The 21,883-nt window shown below is 72.4% G+C and carries 23 protein-coding genes; 8 read left to right on the plus strand and 15 right to left on the minus strand.

The features are described from left to right. The first annotated feature begins 82 nt into the window (after positions 1-82). From BUS84_RS13820 to mug, 5 genes are read left to right on the plus strand one after another with little or no spacing between them, the layout of a single operon-like run. On the plus strand, positions 83-1,006 hold the full coding sequence (locus BUS84_RS13820; RefSeq protein ID WP_074318782.1) for a TIGR04222 domain-containing membrane protein: 924 nt from the start codon (positions 83-85) through the stop codon (positions 1,004-1,006). Beyond that, complete coding sequence (locus BUS84_RS13825) at positions 1,003-1,821, plus strand: MbnB/TglH/ChrH family RiPP precursor modification enzyme (protein ID WP_074318781.1); 819 nt, start codon at positions 1,003-1,005, stop codon at positions 1,819-1,821. The genes BUS84_RS13820 and BUS84_RS13825 overlap by 4 nt, the downstream gene beginning before the upstream one ends. Continuing rightward, positions 1,818-2,390 carry an SCO6045 C-terminal-like domain-containing protein gene (locus tag BUS84_RS13830; protein ID WP_244298574.1) on the plus strand — a complete coding sequence of 191 codons (573 nt, stop codon included), beginning with the start codon at positions 1,818-1,820 and terminating at the stop codon, positions 2,388-2,390. The genes BUS84_RS13825 and BUS84_RS13830 overlap by 4 nt, the downstream gene beginning before the upstream one ends. Continuing rightward, positions 2,375-3,136 carry an SDR family oxidoreductase gene (locus tag BUS84_RS13835; RefSeq protein WP_074312750.1) on the plus strand — a complete coding sequence of 254 codons (762 nt, stop codon included), beginning with the start codon at positions 2,375-2,377 and terminating at the stop codon, positions 3,134-3,136. Before BUS84_RS13830 ends, BUS84_RS13835 begins: the two co-directional genes overlap by 16 nt. Next, a complete protein-coding gene (gene mug, locus BUS84_RS13840) occupies positions 3,133-3,738 on the plus strand; it encodes a G/U mismatch-specific DNA glycosylase (RefSeq protein WP_074312751.1) in 606 nt (201 codons plus the stop codon). The genes BUS84_RS13835 and mug overlap by 4 nt, the downstream gene beginning before the upstream one ends. Before the next feature lie 21 nt (positions 3,739-3,759). On the opposite strand, the gene BUS84_RS13845 is transcribed toward mug, so the two are convergent. The 3 genes from BUS84_RS13845 to BUS84_RS13855 all read right to left on the minus strand — a co-directional run bounded on the left by BUS84_RS13845 (position 3,760) and on the right by BUS84_RS13855 (position 6,891). Beyond that, a complete protein-coding gene (locus BUS84_RS13845) occupies positions 3,760-5,736 on the minus strand; it encodes an ABC transporter ATP-binding protein (protein ID WP_074318783.1) in 1,977 nt (658 codons plus the stop codon). Positions 5,737-5,849: 113 nt separating this feature from the next. Then, a complete protein-coding gene (locus BUS84_RS13850) occupies positions 5,850-6,617 on the minus strand; it encodes an enoyl-CoA hydratase/isomerase family protein (protein WP_074312752.1) in 768 nt (255 codons plus the stop codon). 46 nt (positions 6,618-6,663) lie between these two features. Beyond that, positions 6,664-6,891 carry a helix-turn-helix domain-containing protein gene (locus BUS84_RS13855; protein ID WP_074312753.1) on the minus strand — a complete coding sequence of 76 codons (228 nt, stop codon included), beginning with the start codon at positions 6,889-6,891 and terminating at the stop codon, positions 6,664-6,666. A 219-nt stretch (positions 6,892-7,110) separates the two neighbouring features. Between BUS84_RS13855 and BUS84_RS13860 the strand changes: the two genes are divergently transcribed. Next, positions 7,111-7,710: a cadmium resistance transporter gene (locus BUS84_RS13860; RefSeq protein WP_074318784.1), complete on the plus strand. Its 600-nt coding sequence runs from the start codon at positions 7,111-7,113 to the stop codon at positions 7,708-7,710. Positions 7,711-7,795: 85 nt separating this feature from the next. Here BUS84_RS13860 and BUS84_RS13865 read toward each other — a convergent pair whose 3' ends face one another. Continuing rightward, on the minus strand, positions 7,796-9,400 hold the full coding sequence (locus BUS84_RS13865) for an ABC-F family ATP-binding cassette domain-containing protein (protein ID WP_074312754.1): 1,605 nt from the start codon (positions 9,398-9,400) through the stop codon (positions 7,796-7,798). A 262-nt stretch (positions 9,401-9,662) separates the two neighbouring features. Between BUS84_RS13865 and ypfJ the strand changes: the two genes are divergently transcribed. Next, positions 9,663-10,586, plus strand: a complete 924-nt coding sequence (gene ypfJ, locus BUS84_RS13870; RefSeq protein WP_074312755.1) for a KPN_02809 family neutral zinc metallopeptidase — start codon at positions 9,663-9,665, stop codon at positions 10,584-10,586. 155 nt (positions 10,587-10,741) lie between these two features. Here the strand turns inward: ypfJ and BUS84_RS13875 are convergent, their stop codons facing one another. The 10 genes from BUS84_RS13875 to BUS84_RS13920 form a co-directional block, all read right to left on the minus strand. Then, positions 10,742-11,440 (minus strand): acVLRF1 family peptidyl-tRNA hydrolase, encoded by a 699-nt coding sequence (locus BUS84_RS13875; protein WP_074312756.1) that lies wholly within the window; start codon positions 11,438-11,440, stop codon positions 10,742-10,744. A gap of 196 nt (positions 11,441-11,636) precedes the next feature. Next, positions 11,637-12,260: a LysE family transporter gene (locus BUS84_RS13880; protein ID WP_074312757.1), complete on the minus strand. Its 624-nt coding sequence runs from the start codon at positions 12,258-12,260 to the stop codon at positions 11,637-11,639. Between the two features lie 480 nt (positions 12,261-12,740). Next, on the minus strand, positions 12,741-13,220 hold the full coding sequence (locus tag BUS84_RS13885; protein WP_074312758.1) for a metal-sulfur cluster assembly factor: 480 nt from the start codon (positions 13,218-13,220) through the stop codon (positions 12,741-12,743). Then, a complete protein-coding gene (sufU, locus tag BUS84_RS13890) occupies positions 13,217-13,690 on the minus strand; it encodes a Fe-S cluster assembly sulfur transfer protein SufU (RefSeq protein WP_074312761.1) in 474 nt (157 codons plus the stop codon). Before sufU ends, BUS84_RS13885 begins: the two co-directional genes overlap by 4 nt. Continuing rightward, entirely contained in the window at positions 13,690-14,994 is a 1,305-nt protein-coding gene (locus tag BUS84_RS13895; protein ID WP_074312763.1) for a cysteine desulfurase, read from the minus strand. Before BUS84_RS13895 ends, sufU begins: the two co-directional genes overlap by 1 nt. A gap of 20 nt (positions 14,995-15,014) precedes the next feature. Then, on the minus strand, positions 15,015-15,788 hold the full coding sequence (gene sufC, locus BUS84_RS13900) for a Fe-S cluster assembly ATPase SufC (protein WP_074312765.1): 774 nt from the start codon (positions 15,786-15,788) through the stop codon (positions 15,015-15,017). Next, positions 15,788-16,114 (minus strand): non-heme iron oxygenase ferredoxin subunit, encoded by a 327-nt coding sequence (locus BUS84_RS13905; protein WP_074312767.1) that lies wholly within the window; start codon positions 16,112-16,114, stop codon positions 15,788-15,790. The genes sufC and BUS84_RS13905 overlap by 1 nt, the downstream gene beginning before the upstream one ends. Next, complete coding sequence (gene sufD, locus BUS84_RS13910; RefSeq protein WP_074312769.1) at positions 16,114-17,256, minus strand: Fe-S cluster assembly protein SufD; 1,143 nt, start codon at positions 17,254-17,256, stop codon at positions 16,114-16,116. The genes BUS84_RS13905 and sufD overlap by 1 nt, the downstream gene beginning before the upstream one ends. A gap of 61 nt (positions 17,257-17,317) precedes the next feature. After that, a complete protein-coding gene (gene sufB, locus BUS84_RS13915) occupies positions 17,318-18,748 on the minus strand; it encodes a Fe-S cluster assembly protein SufB (RefSeq protein ID WP_074312771.1) in 1,431 nt (476 codons plus the stop codon). Continuing rightward, complete coding sequence (locus tag BUS84_RS13920) at positions 18,745-19,545, minus strand: helix-turn-helix transcriptional regulator (RefSeq protein ID WP_425293454.1); 801 nt, start codon at positions 19,543-19,545, stop codon at positions 18,745-18,747. The genes sufB and BUS84_RS13920 overlap by 4 nt, the downstream gene beginning before the upstream one ends. A 98-nt stretch (positions 19,546-19,643) precedes the next feature. Here BUS84_RS13920 and BUS84_RS13925 point away from each other — a divergent pair, with 98 nt between their 5' ends. Beyond that, positions 19,644-20,609 (plus strand): COX15/CtaA family protein, encoded by a 966-nt coding sequence (locus BUS84_RS13925; protein WP_074312773.1) that lies wholly within the window; start codon positions 19,644-19,646, stop codon positions 20,607-20,609. A gap of 352 nt (positions 20,610-20,961) precedes the next feature. On the opposite strand, the gene BUS84_RS13930 is transcribed toward BUS84_RS13925, so the two are convergent. After that, positions 20,962-21,882, minus strand: coding sequence for an ATP-grasp domain-containing protein (locus BUS84_RS13930; RefSeq protein ID WP_074312775.1), 921 nt, complete (start codon positions 21,880-21,882; stop codon positions 20,962-20,964). Position 21,883 lies beyond the last annotated feature (1 nt).

Below are 21,883 nucleotides of genomic sequence, written 5' to 3' on the forward strand. Positions count from 1 at the left end.
CTACCCGGACACCGGGCTGCCGACCGTGGCGGCGCTGCTCCACAATGAGGCCGCCGACACCTCCGGCGACAGGGAGCAGCCGATGATCGTCTACGCCGCGTCGGGCGACACCTGGGGCATCCCCGGCCCGACCTTCCTCCGGCTCTACCTCGTGGCGACCGCCGTGACGGTGGCGCTCGCGGTGTTCTACCGCGTCCGCCTCGCTGCCGGATCGGTGGACGCCCCGACCGGTCCGCTCGGCCCGCAGCAGGTCGCGTACCTCAACGGTGGCCCCCGGCTCGCCGTGCACGCCGCTCTCGGCGGGTTGCGCGGCAGCGGCGCGATCGGCGTGGGCCCGGACCGCCGCCTGCTCACCACCGGCCCGACGCCGTCCGGGCTGACACCACTGGACCAGGCCATCCACTGGGCCGCCCACCAGCGGGCCCGGACCGCGGACCTGCCGCAGGACCGGCGTGTCCGCGAGGCGCTCGACCAGCTCCAGGCCGGTCTCGAGCAGCGCGGCCTGCTGCGGAGCAAGGCGCAGTACGACACCGCCCGCCGCTGGGCGGGGTTCGTGTTCGTCCTGCTGGGTCTCGGCGTGTTCCGGCTGGTCTCCGGCCTGTTCAACGACCGCCCGGTGGGTTACCTGATGCTCGTCCTGATCCCGGTCCTCGTCGCCGCCCTGCTGCTACGCCTGGTGCCCCAGCGCACCCGCGCCGGTCGGGCCGCGTTGCGCGACGTGCGCCGCCAGCACACCCACCTGGCCCCCGCCTCGTCCCCCGCCTTCGCCACCTATGGCGCGGCGGGCGCGGCGATGGGCGTGGCGTTGTACGGCACCGTGTCGCTGTGGGCCCTCGACCCGAGCTTCGCCGAGCAGGCCGAGATCCAGCGCCAGGCGGCGCCCGGCAGCGGCTGGTCGGGCTCCAGCGGCGGTGCGTCGGGCGACGGCGGGGGCAGCTCGTGCAGTGGCGGAAGCTCGTGCGGTGGTGGCGGTGGATGCGGCGGCGGCGGAGGGTGCGGCGGATGACCGGCCCGTACGGCGTGGGCATCGGCTGGCGCCCGGAGATCGCCGGCTTCGTGGCCGACTTGCCCGGCCTGCGCTTCGTCGAGGTGGTGGCCGAGTCGGTGCCGGCGACCGGGCCGCTCCCGCCGGGCCTGACGCAGTTGCGCGAACGCGCGGTGACCGTCGTACCGCACGGGGTGCGGCTCTCCCTCGGCGGCGCCGAGCCGGTCGACCCGGCCCGGGTCGCCCACCTGGCCGCGGTGGCGCAGCGGGTCGACGCCCCGCTGGTCAGCGAGCACATCGCCTTCGTCCGGGCCGGCGGCCTGGAGGCCGGGCACCTGCTGCCGCTGCCGCGCAGCCGGGAGGCGGTCGACGCGGTCTGCGCCAACGTCGCCCGGGCACAGGCCGACCTGCCGGTGCCCATCGCGCTGGAACCGATCGCCGCCCTGGTCGACTGGCCCGACGACGAGCTGGACGAGGCGGACTTCCTCACCGAGATCCTGGACCGGACCGGGGCACTGCTGCTGCTGGACGTGGCGAACGTGCACGCCAACGCCCGCAACCGGGGCACCGACCCGCTCGCGCTACTGGACCGGCTGCCCCTGGACCGGGTCGGATACGTGCACGTGGCCGGGGGCGCGGAGCACGGCGGCTTCTACCACGACACGCACACCGACCCGGTGCCACCGGCGGTGCTGGAGCTGGTCGGCGCGCTCTGCGCCCGGCGGCGACCGCCGGCGCTGCTGCTCGAGCGCGACGGCGACTACCCGCCGGCGGACCAGCTCCGCGCCGAGCTGGACGCCCTGGCCGCTGCCGCGAGCTTCCCGACCGTGACATGACCGGCGCGTCGAGGCCCACCGGCGACGGACCGCTCGACGCCGGCGACCGGACCACCGGCGGGCTCGCCCAACGGCAGGCGGAGCTGGTCGCTGCGCTGGTCGCCGGAGGGCCGCCGCCGGCCGGGTTCGCACCGGCGCCGTTGGCCGCCACCCGGGCGGCGCTGCTGCGCAAGCGGGCCGGCGAGGTGGCCCGGCACTGGCCTCTGCTCGCCGCCGGTCTCGGCGCCGGCTGGCCGTCGACCTTCGCCGGCTGGGCCGCCAACCGCCCCACCGTCGGGTCGCTGCGCGACGGCTGGGACCTGGCCCGGGCACTCCGCGAACGGGGCGCGCTGCCCCCGGCCGGCGCGGAGGAGCTGGCCGCCCGGGAGGCGGGCCTGCGCTACGACGGGCGCGGGGCGCCGCGGCCGCGTCGGCTGCCGGCGGTGGCCCGCGCCGGCGGCGCCGTCGCGGTGCAGATCGCCGGCCGGGTATGCCTGCTGCGCCCCGCCCCGCGTCCACCGGCGGCGCAGCCCGCTGGTGGCGACGGCGTACCGGATGCGGCAGGATCGGCGGCATGGATCTCGGACTGACCGACCGGGTGTACGTCCTCACCGGCGCCTCCCGTGGCCTGGGTTACGCGACGGCGCAGTGCCTGGTCGCCGACGGAGCCCGGGTGGTGCTCGCGGCCCGGGACGCCGACGCGGTGGCCGCCGCCGCCGAACGGCTGGGCGGGCCGGAGCGGGCGGTCGGCCTGGCCGCGGACCTCGCCGACCCGCAGACCCCCGGGCAGCTCATCAAGACGGCCCGCGAGCACTTCGGTCGACTCGACGGCGCACTGATCTCGGTCGGCGGCCCGCCCGCGGGCAACGCCGCGTCGATCAGCGACGAGCAGTGGCGAGACTCCTTCGAGACGGTCTTCCTGGGCACCGTGCGCGCGGTACGCACGATCGCCGGCGCGCTGCCCGAGGGCGGCGCGATCGGGCTGGTGCTCTCCACCTCGGCCCGCGGCCCGGTGCCCGGCCTCGGCATCTCCAACGGCCTGCGGCCCGGTCTGGTCGGTGTCGCCAAGGACATCGCCGACGACTACGGCCCGCGCGGCGTGCGGGTGGTCGGCCTGCTGCCCGGCCGGATCCTGACCGACCGCAACCGGCAGCTGTTCGCCGCCACCGGTGACCCGGAGCGGGCCCGCGTCGAGGCGGAGGCCGCCATCCCGCTGCGGCGTATCGGCGACCCGGCCGAGTTCGGTCGCGTGGCCGCGTTCGTGCTCTCCCCCGCCGCGAGCTACCTGACCGGCCTCACCGTGCCGGTCGACGGTGGCGCGCTGCGCGGGCTGTGACACCCGATCCGGTCCGGCGAGCCAGCAATCCGACCGGGCACCCCCGACCGACCCTGGCGGAGCTGGCCGCCGCCGCGGACCGGACCATCCCCGACGTTCTCGCGCCGGGGTTGGCGGTGCTCTTCGTCGGCATCAATCCCGGCCTCTGGTCGGCCGCCACCGGCTGGCACTTCGCCCGACCCGGCAACCGGTTCTGGCCCGCGCTGCACCGGGGAGGATTCACCCCTCGCCTGCTGCACCCGAGCGAGCAGGACGAGCTGCCCGCCCTCGGCCTCGGCATCACCAACATGGCCGCCCGGGCCAGCGCCCGCGCCGACGAGCTGACCACCGAGGAGCTTCTCGACGGGGCCCGACTGCTCACCGCCACGGTCGCCCGGTACCGGCCGCGCTGGGTGGCGGTGGTGGGTGTGACGGCGTACCGGATCGGGTTCGGCCGGCCGAAGGCCACCTTCGGGCCGCAGCCGGAGTCGCTGGCCGGGGCGCGGCTGTGGGTACTGCCCAACCCGAGCGGGCTGAACGCGCACTTCACGCCGGCGACCCTGGGCGCCGCGTTCGCCGAGTTGCGCCTGGCGACCGGCCTGCCGGACCGCCGCCCGGGCTGACCCGGTGCGCCGCCCGGTTGGTCAGTTCGCCACAGCGGGCGGCAGCGCCTCGTCGGCGACGTAGGTGCCCAACGGCATGATCACCGGCTCGGGCCCGGTCGCGTCGACGTACGGGGTGGGCGAGTCGGCGACCGCGAACTGGGTCCGGTACAGCTCGGCGTAGAGCCCGCCGACCGCGACCAGCTCCTCGTGCCGCCCACGCTCGACGATCCGTCCGCCGTCCAGGACCAGGATCTGGTCGGCGTCGCGGACGGTGGAGAGCCGGTGCGCGATCACCAGTGCGGTCCGCCCGGCCAGCGCCACCGACAGCGCCCGCTGCACCGCCGCCTCGCTCTCCGAATCCAGGTGCGCCGTCGCCTCGTCGAGGATCACGATCGACGGGGCCTTGAGCAGCAGCCGGGCGATCGCGATGCGCTGCTTCTCGCCGCCGGAGAACCGGTAGCCGCGCTCCCCCACGGTGGTGTCCAGCCCATCGGGCAGCGACCGGACCAGGTCGGCGACCTGGGCGCCGGCCAGCGCGGCCCAGATCTCGTCGTCGGTGGCGTCCGGCTTGGCGTAGCGCAGGTTCTCGGCGATCGTCTCGTGGAACAGGTGCGAATCCTGGGTGACGACACCGATCTCGTCGCGCAGGGAGGCGAGCGTCGCGTCGCGCACGTCGACCCCGCCGACCAGCACCTGCCCGTCGGTGACGTCGTAGATCCGGGAAATCAGCATGGACAGCGTCGACTTGCCGGCGCCGGATGGGCCGACCAGGGCGATCATCTGCCCCGGCTCGACGCTGAACGAGACACCCTTGAGCACCGGCTCGTTGACGGTGCGGTCGAGCGTGGCGACCTCCTCCAGCGAGGCGAGGGAGATCTCGGCGGCGCTCGGGTAGCGGAACCGCACGTCACGGAAGTCGACCCGGCCGGTGCCCCGGGGCACCGGCACCGCGTCGGGCTTCTCCACGATGCCCGGCTTCAGGTCGAGTACCTCGAAGACCCGGTCGAAGGAGACCAGCGCGCTCATCACGTCCACCCGGACGTTGGAGAGCGCGGTGAGCGGGCCGTACAGGCGGGTGAGCAGCAGCGCGAGGGTCACCACGGTGCCCGCGCTGACACCGCCGGTCACCGCGAGCCAGCCGCCGAGCCCGTAGGTGAGCGCCTGGGCCAGCGAGGCGACCAGCAGCATCGCCACGAAGAACGTCCGCGAGTACATGGCGGACTGGATGCCGATGTCGCGCACCCGCTCGGCCCGGCCGGCGAACCGGCGGGCCTCGATCTCGGGCTGGCCGAAGAGCTTCACCAGCAGCGCGCCGGCCACCCCGAACCGCTCGGTCATGGTCGCGTTCATCTTGGCGTCGAGGTTGTATGCCTCGCGGGTGATGTCGGCCAGCCTCCGGCCGACCCGGCGGGCCGGAATGATGAAGATCGGCAGCAGCACCAGCGAGAGCGCGGTGATCTGCCAGGAGAGGGTGAACATCACCGCGGCGGTGAGCACCAGCTGGATGACGTTGCTGACCACCCCGGACAGGGTGGAGGTGAACGCCCGCTGGGCGCCGAGCACGTCGTTGTTGAGCCGGCTGACCAGGGCGCCGGTCTGGGTGCGGGTGAAGAACTGCAACGGCATCCGCTGCACGTGGTCGTAGACCCGGGTGCGCAGGTTGAGGATGATGCCCTCGCCGATCCGGGCGGAATACCAGCGCTGGGCCAGCGAGAGCAGCGCGTCGGCGACCGCCAGCGCGGCGATGAACAAGGCCAGCTTGACCACCAGCCGGCCGGCCTCGGTGCCGCCCCGGTTGATCGCGTTGATCACGTCGCCGGCGAGCACCGGAGTGGCCACGCCGATGATGGCGGCCAGCACCACGGTGGCCAGGAAGACCACGATGTCGCGCCGGTAGGGCTGGGCGAAGGCGACGATCCGCCGGGCCACCCCGTGCTTCAGCCGGTGGGTGGAGACCTCGTCCCGGTTACGCATCGACCGGAGCATGCTCCATCCCGCCATGCCACCGCCGGACATCGGGTTGGACACCACTCACCTCCGGGTCGTCGGGCGGACCGTATCGTCAGGTCAATTCTCCCGACGACTGTGACAACCTCGGTCGTAACCCGGATCTTCCCGTACGGTCCTTACTATTCTCCCTGGCCGGCGAGGTCGCGCAGCCGGCGGGTCTGTGCCTCCCGCTCGGCGCGCTGCTGGTCGGCGTGCGACCGCCCGGCCGCCCCGGCGAGCAACGCCTTGATCTCCACCACCGCGTCGCGGGCGCCGGCGAGCAGGCCGGCGGTCAGGTCGCGGACCGCGCCGTCCAGCTCAGTGGGCGGCACGACCAGGGTGGCCAGCCCGATGCGGTCCGCCTCGGCGGCGTCCAGCCGACGCCCGGTCGCGCAGATCTCCAGCGCACGGGCATAGCCGACCAGCTCGACGAGCCGCTTGGTGCCGGCCAGGTCGGGCACCAGACCGAGGGTCACCTCGGCCATCGACAGCTTCGCGTCGGTGGCCAGGACCCGCAGGTCACAGGCGAGCGCGAGCTGAAACCCGGCACCGATCGCGTGACCGTGCACGGCCGCGACAGAGATGACATCCGGCCGGTGCAGCCACGTGAAGCCGGCCTGGAACTCGGCGATCCGGTCCGCGCATTCCTGCTCGGGCAGCGTGGCCAGCTCGGCGAAGGACCCCGGTCCGGAAGCGCCGGCCACGGAGAGGTCGAGACCGGCGGAGAACGCACGCCCCTCGCCCCGGACCACCACCACCCGCACGTCACCGGGCAGGTCGCGGGAGAAGTCGCTCATCGCCCGCCACATCGCGGGAGTCTGAGCGTTGAGCACGTCGGGCCGGCACAACGTCACCGTGGCAACCGGCCCGTCGCAGGTCAGCCGAACCCCGGTCGCCTCGGCGGTCACCGGGCGGCCCGGGGAGCGGCGGTGATGGACGACGCTGGGGGGCGGGTCACGCCTTCTTGCGGCGCCGGGCACCGCCGCGCTGGCGCAGCTGCACCCCGGACTCGGTGAGCACTCGGTGGATGAACCCGTAGGAACGGCCGGTCGAGGCCGCCAGCGCGCGGATGCTCTCCCCCGAGGTGTACCGCTTTACCAGGTCCTTGGCGAGCGTCTGACGCTCGGCTCCGATGATCCGGCGACCCTTCTCAGTGCTGGTGGCTGTGCCAGTGGCTGCCATGCTGTGTCCTCACGTCCCAGACTGTGCGGTTCGGATACGGTCCCACCTATTAGACCGTCTCGAACGATCATGCGCCAGATATCAACTCTTCGCCAACCGACACGCTATGCAATGTCAGCTTCCCGATAGAGTGATCCTGGCGATCGGTCCCGCCGCACCGGCCGGGCGTACCACCATCGCCGTCCGGCGATGTCCGTCGACGACCCGTACCCTGCGGTCGTGATCGACCTGTTGGGCAGCGCGGCCGGGGCGGCCGTCGTCTTCGCCGCCACTGACATCGACGACATCGTCATCCTGACGCTGTTCTTCGTCACCGCCCGCCGCACCGGCCGACCGCGGGTCCGGCAGATCGTGGCCGGGCAGTACCTCGGCATCGGGGCCCTGGCGCTGGCCAGCGTGGTGGTCGCCGCCGGCCTGCTGGTGGTGCCCGACCCGTGGACCGGGCTGCTCGGGCTGCTGCCGATCGCGCTCGGGGTCCGCGCCCTCGTCCAGCACGACGGTGACGAGGAACCGGTCGTGGTGGCCTCCACGCTCGGGGTGGCCGGGGTGACGATCGCGAACGGCGCCGACAACGTGGCCGTCTACGTACCCGTGTTCCGGGCCCTCGGCCCCGCCGACAGCGCGGTCTTCCTGCTGGTCTTCGTGCTGCTCATCGCGCTGTGGTGCGCCGCCGCGGCCTGGCTGGGCGGGCACCCCCGGATCGTCCGGCTGGTCGAGCGCGCCGGCCACTGGCTGGTGCCGGCGATCTTCGTCGGCATCGGGCTGGTGATCCTGGTCAGCTCCGGCGTGCTCGGCCGGCTGATCGACCTGCTCGGCTGAGGGAGGCCCGGGTGTAAGGAAGGGCCCCTTCTTATCGCGAGGCGATGAGAAGGGGCCCTTCCTGACGTGCGGCGGCCGGGAGCGGTCAGGCCAGCTCGACCAACTCGAGCAGGTCGTCGCTCCAGGCGTCCTCGTCGCCGTCCGGCAGCAGGATGGCGCGGTCCGGCTTGAGCGCCAGCACCGCGCCCGGGTCGTGGGTGACCAGCACGATCGCGCCCGGGTAGTTGGCGATCGCGTCGAGCACCTGCTCCCGGCTGACCGGGTCGAGGTTGTTCGTCGGCTCGTCGAGCAGCAGCACGTTGGCGCCGGAACAAACCAGGGTGGACAGGGCCAGCCGGGTCTTCTCGCCGCCGGAGAGCACCCCGGCCGGCTTGTTCACGTCGTCGCCGGAGAAGAGGAACGCGCCGAGAATCTTGCGCAGGTCGGTGTCGGACTGCTCGACGGCGGCGGCGCGCATGTTCTCCAGCACCGTCCGCTCCACGTCCAGCGTCTCGTGCTCCTGGGCGTAGTAGCCCAGCCGCAGCCCGTGCCCGGCGTGCACCTCACCGGTGTCCGGCGTCAGCAGGCCGCCGAGCATCCGCAGCAGCGTCGTCTTGCCGGCGCCGTTGAGCCCCAGGATGGCCACCCGGGAGCCACGGTCCACCGCCACGTTGACGTCGGTGAAGATCTCCAGCGAGCCGTACGACTTGGACAGGCCGGTCGCGGTGAGCGGGGTCTTGCCGCAGGGCGCCGGGTTGGGGAAGCGCACCTTGGCCACCCGGTCGGCGACCCGCACCTCCTCCAGGCCGGAGATCAGCTTTTCCGCCCGGCGGGCCATGTTCTGCGCGGCGACGGTCTTGGTGGCCTTGGCCCGCATCTTGTCGGCCTGCGCCATCAGGGCGCCGGCCTTCTTCTCCGCGTTGGCCCGCTCCCGGCGGCGGCGGCGCTCGTCGGTCTCGCGCGCCTCCAGGTACGCCTTCCAGCCCAGGTTGTACACGTCGACCACGGACCGGGTGGCGTCGAGGAACCAGACCTTGTTGACCACCGACTCCAGCAGCGCGCCGTCGTGGGAGATCACGATCAGGCCGCCCTTGTGGTTCGCGAGGAAGCCACGCAGCCAGGTGATCGAGTCCGCGTCGAGGTGGTTGGTGGGCTCGTCGAGCAGCAGGATGCCGCCACCGTTCTCGCCGGCGTCCCGGAACAGGATCCGGGCCAGCTCGATGCGCCGTCGCTGACCGCCGGAGAGGGTGCCGATGGTCTGCGCCAGCGCGCGGTCCGGCAGGCCGAGGTTGGCGCAGATCCGCGCGGCCTCGGCCTCGGCGGCGTACCCACCCAGGGCGGCGAACTGGTCCTCCAGCGCGCCGTAACGGCGGACCAGCTTCTCGTTGGCGTCCTCGGCGAGCTGGGCCTCGATCTCCTGCATCTGGGACATCAGCACGTCCAGGCCGCGCGCGGAGAGCACCCGGTCGCGCCCGGTGACCTCCAGGTCGCCGGTGCGTGGGTCCTGCGGCAGGTAGCCGATGGCGCTGCGCTGGTCGATCTGCCCGGCGTACGGCTGCCCCTCGCCGGCGAGCACCTTCAGGGTGGTGGTCTTGCCGGCGCCGTTGCGACCGACCAGGCCGATCCGATCACCGGGCTGCACTCGCAGGGTGGTGTCGGACAGCAGGATCCGGGAGCCGGCACGCAGCTCCAGGCCGGTGGCAGTGATCATTTCTTCGGGCTCGCTCTCGGGGTCTCAAAGGCTGACTCGGGGCACGCGAAACGGCCGGCGGGCTCGGTGGCCCGACGGCGCGGGGCGGTTCAGCCTTCGCAGCGCAGCACCCAACCAGTGTACCGGGCGCTCCTGGGCGCCCCTCCCGGATTACCGGCCAAGATCATCGGGTACCGGAACGGTTGTCCGGACCCGGTCCGGCACTCAGGCGACACAGCGACATCCAGACGACAGTGACGGACATACGGCGATCGGGGTCACCATGGAACTCAACGAGCGGGCCGAGCTCGACACCTCGCAGGTCAACGACCTGGGCCGCGGCGGCGGGTCAGGCGGCGGCATCGGCATCCCGCTGCCCGGTGGCGGTGGTCGGGGCGGGCTGATCGGCATCGTGGTGGCCGTGCTGGTCGCCCTGCTCGGCGGCGGGTTCGGCCTGAACGCGATGACCAACGGCGACGACGGCGGCGGGCAGGCCGGCGGCACCGACCTGGAGCAGCAGTGCTCCCGGGACAACGCCCAGCGCTTCGACGACGTGCGCTGCCGCAACCTGCTCTACGTCAACAGCATTCAGGGCTACTGGCAGCAGGAGTACCCGAACCTGGGCAACGGGCGGTACGAGTCCACCGACACGAACTACTTCCAGTCCGCGGTGAACACCGGCTGCGGCCAGGCCGACTCCGGCGTCGGCCCGTTCTACTGCCCGGCCGACCGGCAGGTGTACATCGACCTGAGCTTCTACAACGAGCTGGCCTCCCGGTTCGGCGCCAAGGGCGAGTTCGCCGCGCCGTACGTGCTCGCCCACGAGTACGGCCACCACATCCAGAACCTGCTCGGCACCAACGAGCGGGCCGGCCAGGGCGAGCAGAGCGGCCCCCGGTCCGCCTCCGTACGGCTCGAGCTGCAGGCCGACTGCTATGCCGGCGCCTGGGCGAAGCACGCGACCGAGAGCAAGGACAAGTCCGGCCAGGAGCCGCTGTTCACCTCGGTCACCCCGAGCGACATCAGCGAGGCGGTGGAGACCGCCGAGGCCATCGGTGACGACACCATCCAGCAGCGCTCCGGCGGGCGGATCAACCCCGACCAGTTCACCCACGGCACCTCCGAGCAGCGGCAGCGCTGGTTCCGGCAGGGCTACGACCGCGGCGACCCGAAGGTCTGCGACACCTTCGGCACCGACCAGCTCTGAGGCAGCACCGACGAGGGCGTCCCGACGGCCGGCATCGACCGTCGGGGCGCCCGTGGCGTGCTCGGACCGCCGACGGTGCCGCTACGCGGGCCGCCCCGGCAACACCCGTCAGGCGCCGGCGCGGTGCCCCTGCAAGGGTTTCCCCGCGGCACTCGTCAGTCGGCGGGGGCGGGATCGCGGACCAGGACGCGGACCGCCCGGGCGGCGGTCACCGCGGCGACCAGCACAGCGTGTCGCGGCTCGGGCACGTCGAGCAGCCGGTCGGCCCGCAGGGCGGCGAGCGGGGCGAGACGCCGGTCGGCGAGGATGCCGTCCACCGTGCGCCGGTCACCTCCGGTCACCACAGCGTCGAGCGTGCCGGCCTGCGGCAGCAGCAGGCGTACCGCCAGCTCGACCGCCTCGCCGAGGGCGGCTTTCGCCTGGTTGTCACGCCGACGGGCGAAGCGGTGCTGGGACCAGCCACCCGCGGCGGTACGGCCCTGCACGTAACGGCTGTCCACCTTGGAGACCACCAGGTCCTCCCCCGCGGCCACGCCGACCGCCACCGCGCTCTTGCGCGCCAGCAGCAGGCCGATGCGGCGTGGCGCGACGGCGGCGGCGAGGAATCCGGGCAGGTCGCCGTCCGCGGGCAGGGCGTCGGCGGCACCGGGCGGGGCGGCCAGGTCGTCGGCGGCACCGGGTGGGGCGTGCAACTCCGCGGTGGCGCCGTCGGGGCCGGTGAGCAGCAGTCCGTAGTCCTCGGTGGTCACGGCCGGCTGGCCGTGCCGCTCGGCGAAGCCCTCGACCCAGCGGCCGAGACGGGCGGGATCGACCTCCACCCAGCGGCCACCACCGGCAGCGGGTCGGCTCGACATCCCCCAAACCTACGACACCACCCCCACCCAACCCGCGACCGCCCACCCACGCCCGGCCCCACCCCGGCCCCACCCCGGGCCCACCCCGGCTCCACCCGGTGATCATGAAGTTAGCGTCATCGGTGTCGGCGTGTCGTGACGACGCTAACCTCATGATCACCGGGGGTGGCGGGGGCGGGCGGTGGGGCGCGCGGGGTCAGGTGGCCAGGAGGGTGGTCAGGGCCAGGGCGGCGATGATGGCGCTGGAGGTTAGGGCGGTGGCCCGCCGACCCCGAGGGCCGGTGAGGACCCGGCCGACCAACGTGCCGCCGCCGGCGATGAGCAGCTGCCAGCTGGCCGAGGCCACGAACGCACCGAGCACGAACAGCACCGCCGACGATCGGGTGGGATCGGCGGCGTCACCCCGACCGAGCACCAACGCGGCGAAGTAGACCACCGTCGCCGGATTGAGCAGCGTCAGCGCGAGAATGCCGACGAACGCCCGCAGCGGGGTGTCCAGCCCGCGACGGGTCCGGGCAGCGGTGACCGGGGCGGGCCGCAGCGCACGCCAGGCGCCATGTGCGGCGAGCGCGAGCAGCACCGCGGCGGCCGCCACCCGCAGCGGACCGGCCACCGGTGCGACCACGCCGGCCACCGCCGCGCCGGCGAGGGCGGCGACGGCCGCGTACAGGCCGTCGGCGGTGGCGACGCCGAGCGCGCCGGCCGCCCCGACCCGGAACGAGGTACGGGCGGTGAGCCCCAGGATGAGCACCGCGATCGCGCCGACCGGGATGGCGACGCCGTAGCCGGCGACAAGACCGGCGAGGAACGCCCCGGTCACGGCCGTCGGTGCCGGATCGAGGCGCGACCGCGGAGCGCGCGCTGTCGACGCTCGGCAATGGCCGCGCCGACAGGAAGCTGCATCCGGTACGCCTCGATCATGCGCTCATCCTGCGTGGCCACTCCACCCCACGCCACCGCATTTCCGCCGCAACCACCGCAGCACCGCACCACCGCACCACCACACCACCGCACCACCGCACCACCGCACCACCGCACCACCGCACCACCGCACCACCGCACCACCGCACCACCGCACCACCGCACCACCGCACCCGGGTCATGATCGTGCTCGATCCTGGATCGAGTGGCCTCCAAGCGGCAGTTGGGCACTAAACCCAGGATCGAGCACGATCATGGCCGACTCGGGCCGGCGGTAGCAGGCAGCAGGCAGCGCAGCGCAGGACGTGGTTGTGCTGGAACGGGTCGAGCGCGGCACCCGTGACGGGTGCCGCGCTCGATGCTGTCGACCGGGGTCGACTCAGACGTTGAAGCCGAGGGAACGGAGCTGGTCCCGACCCTCGTCGGTGATCTTGTCTGGCCCCCACGGCGGGAGCCACACCCAGTTGATCCGGATGTCGTTGACCAGGCCGCCGCCGGGGCCGGTGGTCAGCGCCTGCCGGGCCTGGTCCTCGATCACGTCGGTCAGCGGGCAGGCCGCCGAGGTGAGCGTCATGTCCAGGGTCGCGACGTTCTCGTCGTCGACGTGCACCCCGTACACCAGGCCCAGGTCGACCACGTTGATGCCGAGTTCCGGGTCGACGACGTCCTTCATCGCCTCCTCGATATCGGCGATCATGGCCTTGCTGGCGCCGGCCGCCGGGGTGGCGGCGTCGCCGGCACCCGGCGTCACGGCACCGTCGGTCGTCGCGGCCTCGTCGGTCGTCGCGGCGTCGGTCTGCGGCGTCGCGGTGGCGTCACCGGCCTCCGGTGTCGCTGCGGTAGCGGTGTTCTCGCTCATGCCTTCACCTCCGGGCTCACGCCCACACCGGCGCGTGCCGCGGCGTCCTTGAACGCCATCCACGGCAGCAGCGCGCACTTGACTCGAGCGGGGTAGCGGGCCACGCCCACGAAAGCCACCCCGTCACCGAGAACGTCCTCGTCCGGCGTGACCTGGCCACGGCCGGACATCAACTCGACGAACGCCTCGTGTACCGCGAACGCCTCCCCCGCGCCCCGACCGCGCAGCAGCTCGTGCAGCACGCTCGCCGACGCCTGGCTGATCGAGCAGCCCATCCCGTCGTACGAGATGTCGTGCAGCACGGCGCCGTCGGTGGCCACCCGGACGGTGACCTCGTCGCCGCAGGTCGGGTTGACGTGGTGCGCCTCCGCGACCCGGTCGGCCGAGTCGTCGGCGTCGCGCAGGCCACGCCCGTGCGGGTGCTTGTAGTGATCCAGGATGATCTCCTGGTAGAGCTGGTCGAGTTGCATCAGTCGAACACCTTCCGCACCTGCTCCAGACCGGCCACCAGAGCGTCGATCTCCTCGGTGGTGGTGTAGAGGTAGAACGAGGCCCGGGTCATCGCCGGGACACCGAACCGGCTGCACACCGGCTTCGCACAGTGGTGGCCCACCCGCACCTGCACGCCGAGCGAGTCGAGCACCTGACCCACGTCGTGCGGGTGTACGTCACCCAGCGCGAACGAGATGGTGCCGCCCCGGCCCACCGGCACGGTCGGGCCGAAGATCCGCAGGTCGCGCACCGAGCCGAGGGCCTCCAGCGCGTACGCCGTCAGCTCCTTCTCGTGCCACTGGATGGCCGGCATCCCGATCCCGGTGAGGTAGTCCACCGCCGCGCCGAGCGCGATCGCCTCGGCGATCGGCGGGGTGCCGGCCTCGAACCGGGCCGGCGGAGCGGCGAACGTCGACCGGGCCATGGTGACCGTCTCGATCATCGAGCCGCCGCCGAAGACCGGCGGCATGGCCGCCAGCAGCTCGCCCCGGCCCCAGAGCACACCGATGCCGGTCGGGCCGCACATCTTGTGACCGGTGAAGACGATGTAGTCGGCGTCCAGGTCGACCACGTCGACGGGCAGGTGCGGCACCGACTGTGAGCAGTCCAGCAGCAGCAGCGCGCCCACCTCACGGACCCGCGCGGTGATCCGGGAGGTGGCGTTGATCGTGCCGAGGATGTTCGACATGTGCACCAGCGAGACGATCTTCGTCCGCTCGTTGACCAGGTCGTCCAGGCCGGACTCGTCGAGCCGGCCGCTATCGGTGACCGGGAACCAGCGCAGGGTCGCGCCGGTCCGCTCGCAGAGCAGCTGCCACGGGACGATGTTCGAGTGGTGCTCCATCTCGGAGATCACCACCTCGTCGCCCGGACCCAGCCGGAACCGCGGGTCAGCGTCGGGGCGCAACGAGGCGTTGGAGAAGGCGTACGCCACGATGTTGATCGCCTCGGTGGAGTTCTTGGTGAACACCACCTCGTCGGGGCTCGACGCGTTGAGGAACGCGGCGACCTTGGCCCGCGCCCCCTCGTACGCCTCGGTGGCCTCGGTGCCCAGGGTGTGCACCGAGCGCGACACGTTGGCGTTGTGCCGCGCGTAGTGCTCCCCGAGCACGTCGAGCACCTGCCGGGGCTTGTGCGAGGTGTTGGCGCTGTCGAGGTAGACCAGCGGGTGCCCGTTGATCTCCCGGTTCAGGATCGGGAAGTCGGCGCGCACCCGGGCTACGTCGAAACGCGGCACGTCGTCGTACTGCGGCATCCCGGGCGGGATCGCGATGCTGGTCATCTCGGCAGCGCCTCTCCCGCTCAGGCCCGGGCCGTGCCGGCCCCGGCGGCGTACCGCTCGTAGCCCTCGGCCTCGAGCTTGTCGGCCAGCTCCGGGCCGCCCTGCTCGACGATCCGGCCCGCCACGAAGACGTGCACGAAGTCCGGCTTGATGTAGCGCAGGATCCGGGTGTAGTGGGTGATCAGCAGCACGCCGGTGTCGCCGTTGTCGCGGACCCGGTTGACGCCCTCGCTGACGACCCGCAGCGCGTCCACGTCGAGGCCGGAGTCGGTCTCGTCGAGGATCGCGATCTTCGGCTTGAGCAGCTCCAGCTGGACGATCTCGTGCCGCTTCTTCTCACCGCCGGAGAAGCCCTCGTTGACGTTGCGCTGGGCGAACGCCGGGTCCATCTGGAGCCGCTCCATCGCCCCGCGCAGCTCGCCGCCCCAGGTGCGCAGCTTGGGTGCCTCGCCGTCGATGGCGGTCTTCGCGGTGCGCAGGAAGTTCGCCACCGAGACGCCGGGCACCTCGACCGGGTACTGCATGGCCAGGAAGAGGCCGGCGCGGGCCCGCTCGTCGACGGTCATGGCGAGCACGTCCTCGCCGTCGAGGGTCACCGAGCCGCCGGTGATCTCGTACTTGGGGTGGCCGGCGATCGAGTACGCCAGGGTGGACTTGCCGGAGCCGTTCGGGCCCATGATCGCGTGGGTCTCACCGGAGCGGACGGTCAGGTCGACGCCCGACAGGATCGGCTTGAGCTCACCCTCGGGCAGCTTGACCGACACCTTCAGGTCGCGAATCTCCAGGGTGCTCATTATCGGGTCACTCCATTACTCGGCGTCAGGCTGAGGTAGATGTCGCCGTCGCGGACTTCGACGGGGTAGACGGGTACGGGTTCGGTGGCCGGCAACCCGGAGGGCTGCCCGGTGCGCAGGTCGAAGCGCGAGCCGTGCAGCCAGCACTCGAGCGTGCAGCCGTCGACCTCACCCTCGGAGAGGGCGACCGAGGCGTGCGAGCACTCGTCGTAGGCGGCGTAGAACTGGCCGTCCTCGCCGTGCACCAGCGCGATCGGGGTGCCGTCGACGTCCGCGCTGATCGCGGTGCCCTTCGGCACGTCCTCGGTGGAGCAGATCCGGATCATCAGGCGCCGGCCTTGGTCAGCCGGGCCTCGATCGCGTCGCCGAGGCGCTCGCGCAGCGACTCCACCGGGATCTTGTTGATCAGCTCGGCGAAGAAGCCGCGGACCACCAGGCGGCGGGCCTCGCCCTCCGGGATGCCCCGGGCCATCAGGTAGAACAGCTGCTCGTCGTCGAAGCGGCCGGTCGCGCTGGCGTGGCCGGCGCCGGCGATCTCGCCGGTCTCGATCTCCAGATTGGGTACGGAGTCCGCCCGCGCGCCGTCGGTGAGCAGCAGGTTCCGGTTGATCTCGTACGTGTCGGTGCCGGTCGCCTCGGCCCGGATCAGCACGTCGCCCACCCAGACGGTGTGCGCGTCCTCGCCCTGCAGGGCGCCCCGGTAACCGACGTAGCTGCGGCAGTCCGGCACGCTGTGGTCCACCAGCTGCCGGTGCTCGAGATGCTGGCCGGAGTCGGCGAAGTAGACGCCGTACAGCTCGGCCTCGCCGCCGCGGCCGGTGTACTCCACCGAGGTGTACTGCCGGACCAGGTCACCGCCGAGGCTGACCTGGACGTGCGTCACCCGGGCGTCCCGGCCCAGCTTGATCTTGAGGTGCTGCGCCTGCACCGCGTCGTCGGCCCAGTCCGCGACGGTAACCAGGGTCAGCTTCGCCCCGTCGGCCACGGACACCTCGACGTTGTCGGCCAGGGTCGCCGAGCCCACGTGCTCCAGCACCAGCGTCATCTCGGCGAACCGGCCCACCTCGACGAAGGTGTGCCCGAAGGCCAGGCCCTCGGCGCTGTCACCGACCACCCGCAGGCTCACCGGCGCACCCACCACGACGTCGCTGGCCACCCTGAGCAGCAGCGCCTCACCGGCGCCGCCGTAGGCGAGCGCGCTGACCCGGTCGACCGGGGTGAGCACGCTGCCCACGCGCGGGTCGTCGGTGCCGATCCGCTCGACGGCCACGCCTTCGGGCAGGTCGCCGTACTCGTGCCGGACCGTGCCGGTGGCGGCCTGTGGCTCACCGGCGAGGCCGCGCAGCCGCTTGAGCGGGGTGAAACGCCACTCCTCCTCCAGGCCGGTGAGGGCCGGGAAGTCGGCGACGTCGTACGAGCGCAGCGCCTGCGACTTGGTGCTGGGCGGCGCGGAAGCCTGGGTAGTCATTTCTTCCTTGGTCTGTTCTACGACGACGGTGTCTGGTGCTCGGTCGGCGGGGCGGGCGGCGTCAGCCGACCGCGCCCTCCATCTGGAGTTCGATCAGCCGGTTCAGCTCCAGGGCGTACTCCATCGGGAGCTCCTTGGCGATCGGCTCGATGAAGCCGCGCACGATCATGGCCATCGCCTCGTCCTCGCTCAGGCCCCGGCTCATCAGGTAGAAGAGCTGGTCGTCACTGATCTTGGAGACGGTCGCCTCGTGCCCCATCGACACGTCGTCCTCGCGGATGTCGACGTACGGGTAGGTGTCCGAGCGGGAGATCGTGTCGACCAGCAGCGCGTCGCACTTGACCGTGCTCCGGCTGTGGTGCGAACCCTCCAGCACCTGCACCAGACCCCGGTACGAGGTGCGGCCGCCGCCCCGGGCGATCGACTTCGACACGATGGTCGAGGAGGTGTGCGGCGCGGCGTGCACCATCTTGGCACCGGCGTCCTGGTGCTGGCCCTCGCCGGCCATGGCCACCGAGAGCACCTCGCCCTTGGCGTGCTCGCCGGTCATGTAGACCGCCGGGTACTTCATGGTCACCTTGGAGCCGATGTTGCCGTCGACCCACTCCATGGTCGCGCCCTCGTGGCACACGGCGCGCTTGGTGACCAGGTTGTAGACGTTGTTCGACCAGTTCTGGATGGTCGTGTAGCGGCAGCGCGCGTTCTTCTTGACGATGATCTCCACGACCGCGCTGTGCAGCGAGTCGGAGGAGTAGAGCGGCGCGGTGCAGCCCTCGACGTAGTGCACGTACGCACCCTCGTCGACGATGATCAGCGTCCGCTCGAACTGGCCCATGTTCTCCGTGTTGATCCGGAAGTAGGCCTGCAGCGGGATCTCCACGTGCACACCCTTCGGCACGTAGATGAACGAGCCACCGGACCACACGGAGGTGTTCAGCGCGGCGAACTTGTTGTCGCCGACCGGGATCACCGTGCCGAAGTACTCCTTGAAGACATCCTCGTGCTCACGCAGCGCGGTGTCGGTGTCCAGGAAGAGGACGCCCTGCTCCTCAAGGTCCTCACGGATCTTGTGGTAGACGACCTCGGACTCGTACTGCGCCGCGACGCCGGCGACCAACCGCTGCTTCTCCGCCTCCGGGATGCCCAGCCGGTCGTAGGTGTTCTTGATGTCCTCGGGCAGGTCCTCCCAGCTGGTGGCCTGCTTCTCGGTGGACCGCACGAAGTACTTGATGTTGTCGAAGTCGATCCCGGTGAGGTCGGCGCCCCAGGCCGGCATCGGCTTGCGGCCGAACAGCCGAAGGCCCTTCAGGCGCAGGTCGAGCATCCAGGCCGGCTCGTTCTTCTTCGCCGAGATGTCCCGCACCACCGCCTCGTTGATGCCGCGCTGGGCGACCGCCCCGGCGGCGTCCGGGTCGGACCAGCCGTACTCGTAGCGACCCAGGGCGGCGAGCTGCTCTTCCTGGGTCAGGGGCTGGACGATCTGCTCGGTCATCTATCTGTCCTCACAGTGGTGACGGGAATACCGGATTGGGCGCGGCCCGGCTGGGTCGGAATGTGCGTGGTGCACACCCCGTCGCCGTGCGCGATGGTGGCCAGGCGCTGCACGTGGGTGCCGACCAGACGGGAGATCACCGCGGTCTCGGCCTCGCACAGCTGGGGAAACTCGGCGGCCACGTGCGCCACCGGGCAGTGGTGCTGGCAGAGCTGACCGCCGGAGGCGATCGTGGTCGCGTTGGCAGCGTAACCCTCTGCGGTGAGCGCTCCGGCGAGTGCCTCCGCCCGCGCGAGCGGGTCGTCGCCGGCGTCCTCCATGGCGGCCCGACAGCGGGACTCGAGGGCGGCCACCTGCTCGGTGGCGAACGCCTCGACCGCGTCCGAGCCGCCGCTGCGGGCGATCCAGCGCAACGCGGCGGTGGCCATGTTGTCGTAGTGATGGGTGCCACAGCGGACCCGGCCCGCCTCGGTCAGCAGGAAGACCTTGGCCGGGCGCCCCCGCCCGCGGCTGCCCTGCACGGTCTGCTCGCGGGCGAAGACGTCACCCTCGGCGAGCATCGCGTCCAGGTGCCGCCGGATCGCGGCGGGGCTGAGTCCGAGCGCCACGCCGAGCTGCGCGGCGGTGGTGGCACCCCGCTCCAGCAGCAGCTGGGTGACCCGGTCCCGGGTGGAGACCTCGGTCGGCGCGGCGCCGCCGAGCGCGGCTGACGTGGTCACGACCGGCGCGGACGGGCTCGCACCGACAGCCGGATCGGCCGTCGGCTGCTGCCCGGAGAGCGCCGCCACGTTTTTCACAACGCCAACGTTACGTAATTACCCCGAGGGCCGCAAACCCGGGCCCCGGTGATCCGAACCACCGACCCGGCGGAGTCGGACGAACCTCGATCACTACGGTGCGTAGGATTTGCGCCGTGAACCGATACGTCCGTCCGGTCTCCGGCACCCTGCTGCGCCGCCTCGCGCTCACCTCGATCATCGCGAACGTGGGCATCGTCGTCACCGGCGGGGCCGTCCGGTTGACCGCCTCGGGCCTCGGCTGCCCGACCTGGCCCCGGTGCACCGACGCGTCGTACGTCACCACGTCGGAGATGGGCCCGCACGGGGTGATCGAGTTCGGCAACCGGATGCTGACCTTCGCGGTGGGCCTGATCGCGCTGGCCACCGTGCTGGCCGTGCTTGCGCACCGGCCACGCCGGCCGGGGCTGCTGGCGCTGGCCGTCGCGGTCTTCCTGGGCATCCCCGCCCAGGCGGTGATCGGTGGCTTCACCGTGCTCACCAACCTCAACCCGTGGGTGGTCGGGCTGCACTTCCTCGCCTCGATGGCGGTGATCGCCGCCGCGTACGCCCTCTGGCGGCGGATCGCCGAGCCGGACGGGCCGACGGTGGCCGTGGTGCCGGCACCGCTGCGCGCCCTCGCCCGCGTCACCACGGGCGTCGGCGTCGCGGTGCTGGTCATCGGCACCTGGGTCACCGGCAGCGGCCCCCACGCCGGCGACCACGGCGCGGCCCGCAACGGACTGGACCCGGAGACGATCTCCCAGGTGCACGCCGACGGCGTCTTCCTCCTGGTCGGCCTCTCGGTGGCGTTGATCTTCGCGTTCCGCGCGGCCGACGCACGGCGGGCGACCCGGGCCGCCGTCGTCCTGCTCGCGGTGGAGCTGGGTCAGGGCGTCATCGGCTTCGTGCAGTACTTCACCCACGTGCCGGCTGTCCTGGTCGGCGCGCACATGCTCGGCTCCTGCCTGGTGCTGCTGGCCACCCTCTCGGTGCAGTGGTCCACCCGCGAACGCCGCCCGGTCGCACCCGCACCCCGGGCCGTCACCCCCGCCGACGCCGAAGCCGTCCCGGCCACCGCCTGACACCGCACGGGCGACGCCCCAAGCCCACGCCCCACGCCCCAGGCCCCAGGCCCCAGGCCCCAGGCCTCAGGCCCCAGGCCTCAGGCCCACCACGCGATCCCGCCGCCCTGGGCCCCATCATTCGCGCTCTGCTCTGCTTCAACGACTGCAACACCCGCCGACCGGATACCGGACGCCGGGTGTTGCGTGGAGTGAAGCAGAGCAAAGGATGGCGACCACCCTCGGCCGGTCACGTCCGTCCGGCCCGAGATCCACGCGACATCAGGGAAAGTGCGGCGTCGTGGCGCTCTGAGGCAGCACCTGCACTGATATCGCGCGGATCTTGAGAGGCGCTGGACGCCATGAGGAGGGGTCAGCCGAGGCGGGCCAGGTGGGTGGCGATCGCGTCGGCGAGGCGGTCGGGGGCAGCCTCGGCGTGACCGAGGAACAGCGAGGGCTCGGTCAGCTCCAACTCGACTAGGACCGGGTCGCCGTCCGGGCCGGGGATCAGGTCGACCCGGGCGTAGAGCAGCTGCCGCGTGCCGCCGGGCACCGTGGCCAGCGTCCGTTCCGCCACATCCAGCTGGTCCGGGCGGGCGGTTCGGGCGGTGATCTCCTCGGCCTTGTAGAGCCCGTCCGGGCCGAAGTCCGGCCCGGTCAGCATCGGGCCCTTGCGGATCGCGTGGCTGAACGAGAGCCCGTCCGGGCCGGCCAGGAAGAGCAGCGCCGTCTCGCCCTCGGTGTCGACCGCCGTCAGGTACGGCTGGACCATCGCCACCCGACGGGCGTCGGTGAGCCGGCGTACGTGTGCCCCGGCGAGGTCCCGGTGCTCCGGGTCGGCCAGGTCGTACCGGCCGGTGTCCTGGCTGCCCGCGCTGACCGCCGGCTTGATCACGTACTCGCCGGTGTCGGCCGGCGGCTGCCAGCTCTCCCCCGGCTCGACCCAGGACGTCGGCACGGTCGGCACACCGGCCGCGCTCAGCTCGGCGAGGTACCGCTTGTCGGTGTTCCAGCGCACCACCTCGGCCGGGTTGACCAGCGCCGGTACCGAGGAGGCCCAGGCGACGAACTCGTCGCGGCGCAGCGCGTAGTCCCACGGCGAGCGGAGCACGACGAGGTCGTAGGAGGACCAGTCGACGTCGGGGTCGTCCCAGACGACCGCGTCGGCGGCGATCCCCCGGGCGGCGAGCGGGGCGAGGACCAGCCGGTCGTCCGGGTCGAGGTCGATGATTTCGGTGCAGGTCACGAGAGCGACCCGGGGTTCCCCCCGGGTCGGCTGGTGGTGGTTGGTCAAT

Source organism: Micromonospora cremea (assembly GCF_900143515.1).
GTDB lineage: Bacteria > Actinomycetota > Actinomycetes > Mycobacteriales > Micromonosporaceae > Micromonospora > Micromonospora cremea.

Coding starts and splice junctions, on each gene's coding strand:
- BUS84_RS13820 (WP_074318782.1), top strand. CDS start 83: ATGATCGTCTACGCCGCGTCGGGCGACACCTGGGGCATCCCCGGCCCG.
- BUS84_RS13825 (WP_074318781.1), top strand. CDS start 1,003: ATGACCGGCCCGTACGGCGTGGGCATCGGCTGGCGCCCGGAGATCGCC.
- BUS84_RS13830 (WP_244298574.1), top strand. CDS start 1,818: ATGACCGGCGCGTCGAGGCCCACCGGCGACGGACCGCTCGACGCCGGC.
- BUS84_RS13835 (WP_074312750.1), top strand. CDS start 2,375: ATGGATCTCGGACTGACCGACCGGGTGTACGTCCTCACCGGCGCCTCC.
- BUS84_RS13845 (WP_074318783.1), bottom strand. CDS start 5,736: ATGTCCGGCGGTGGCATGGCGGGATGGAGCATGCTCCGGTCGATGCGT.
- BUS84_RS13855 (WP_074312753.1), bottom strand. CDS start 6,891: ATGGCAGCCACTGGCACAGCCACCAGCACTGAGAAGGGTCGCCGGATC.
- BUS84_RS13865 (WP_074312754.1), bottom strand. CDS start 9,400: ATGATCACTGCCACCGGCCTGGAGCTGCGTGCCGGCTCCCGGATCCTG.
- ypfJ (WP_074312755.1), top strand. CDS start 9,663: ATGGAACTCAACGAGCGGGCCGAGCTCGACACCTCGCAGGTCAACGAC.
- BUS84_RS13875 (WP_074312756.1), bottom strand. CDS start 11,440: ATGTCGAGCCGACCCGCTGCCGGTGGTGGCCGCTGGGTGGAGGTCGAT.
- BUS84_RS13885 (WP_074312758.1), bottom strand. CDS start 13,220: ATGAGCGAGAACACCGCTACCGCAGCGACACCGGAGGCCGGTGACGCC.
- sufU (WP_074312761.1), bottom strand. CDS start 13,690: ATGCAACTCGACCAGCTCTACCAGGAGATCATCCTGGATCACTACAAG.
- BUS84_RS13895 (WP_074312763.1), bottom strand. CDS start 14,994: ATGACCAGCATCGCGATCCCGCCCGGGATGCCGCAGTACGACGACGTG.
- sufC (WP_074312765.1), bottom strand. CDS start 15,788: ATGAGCACCCTGGAGATTCGCGACCTGAAGGTGTCGGTCAAGCTGCCC.
- BUS84_RS13905 (WP_074312767.1), bottom strand. CDS start 16,114: ATGATCCGGATCTGCTCCACCGAGGACGTGCCGAAGGGCACCGCGATC.
- sufD (WP_074312769.1), bottom strand. CDS start 17,256: ATGACTACCCAGGCTTCCGCGCCGCCCAGCACCAAGTCGCAGGCGCTG.
- sufB (WP_074312771.1), bottom strand. CDS start 18,748: ATGACCGAGCAGATCGTCCAGCCCCTGACCCAGGAAGAGCAGCTCGCC.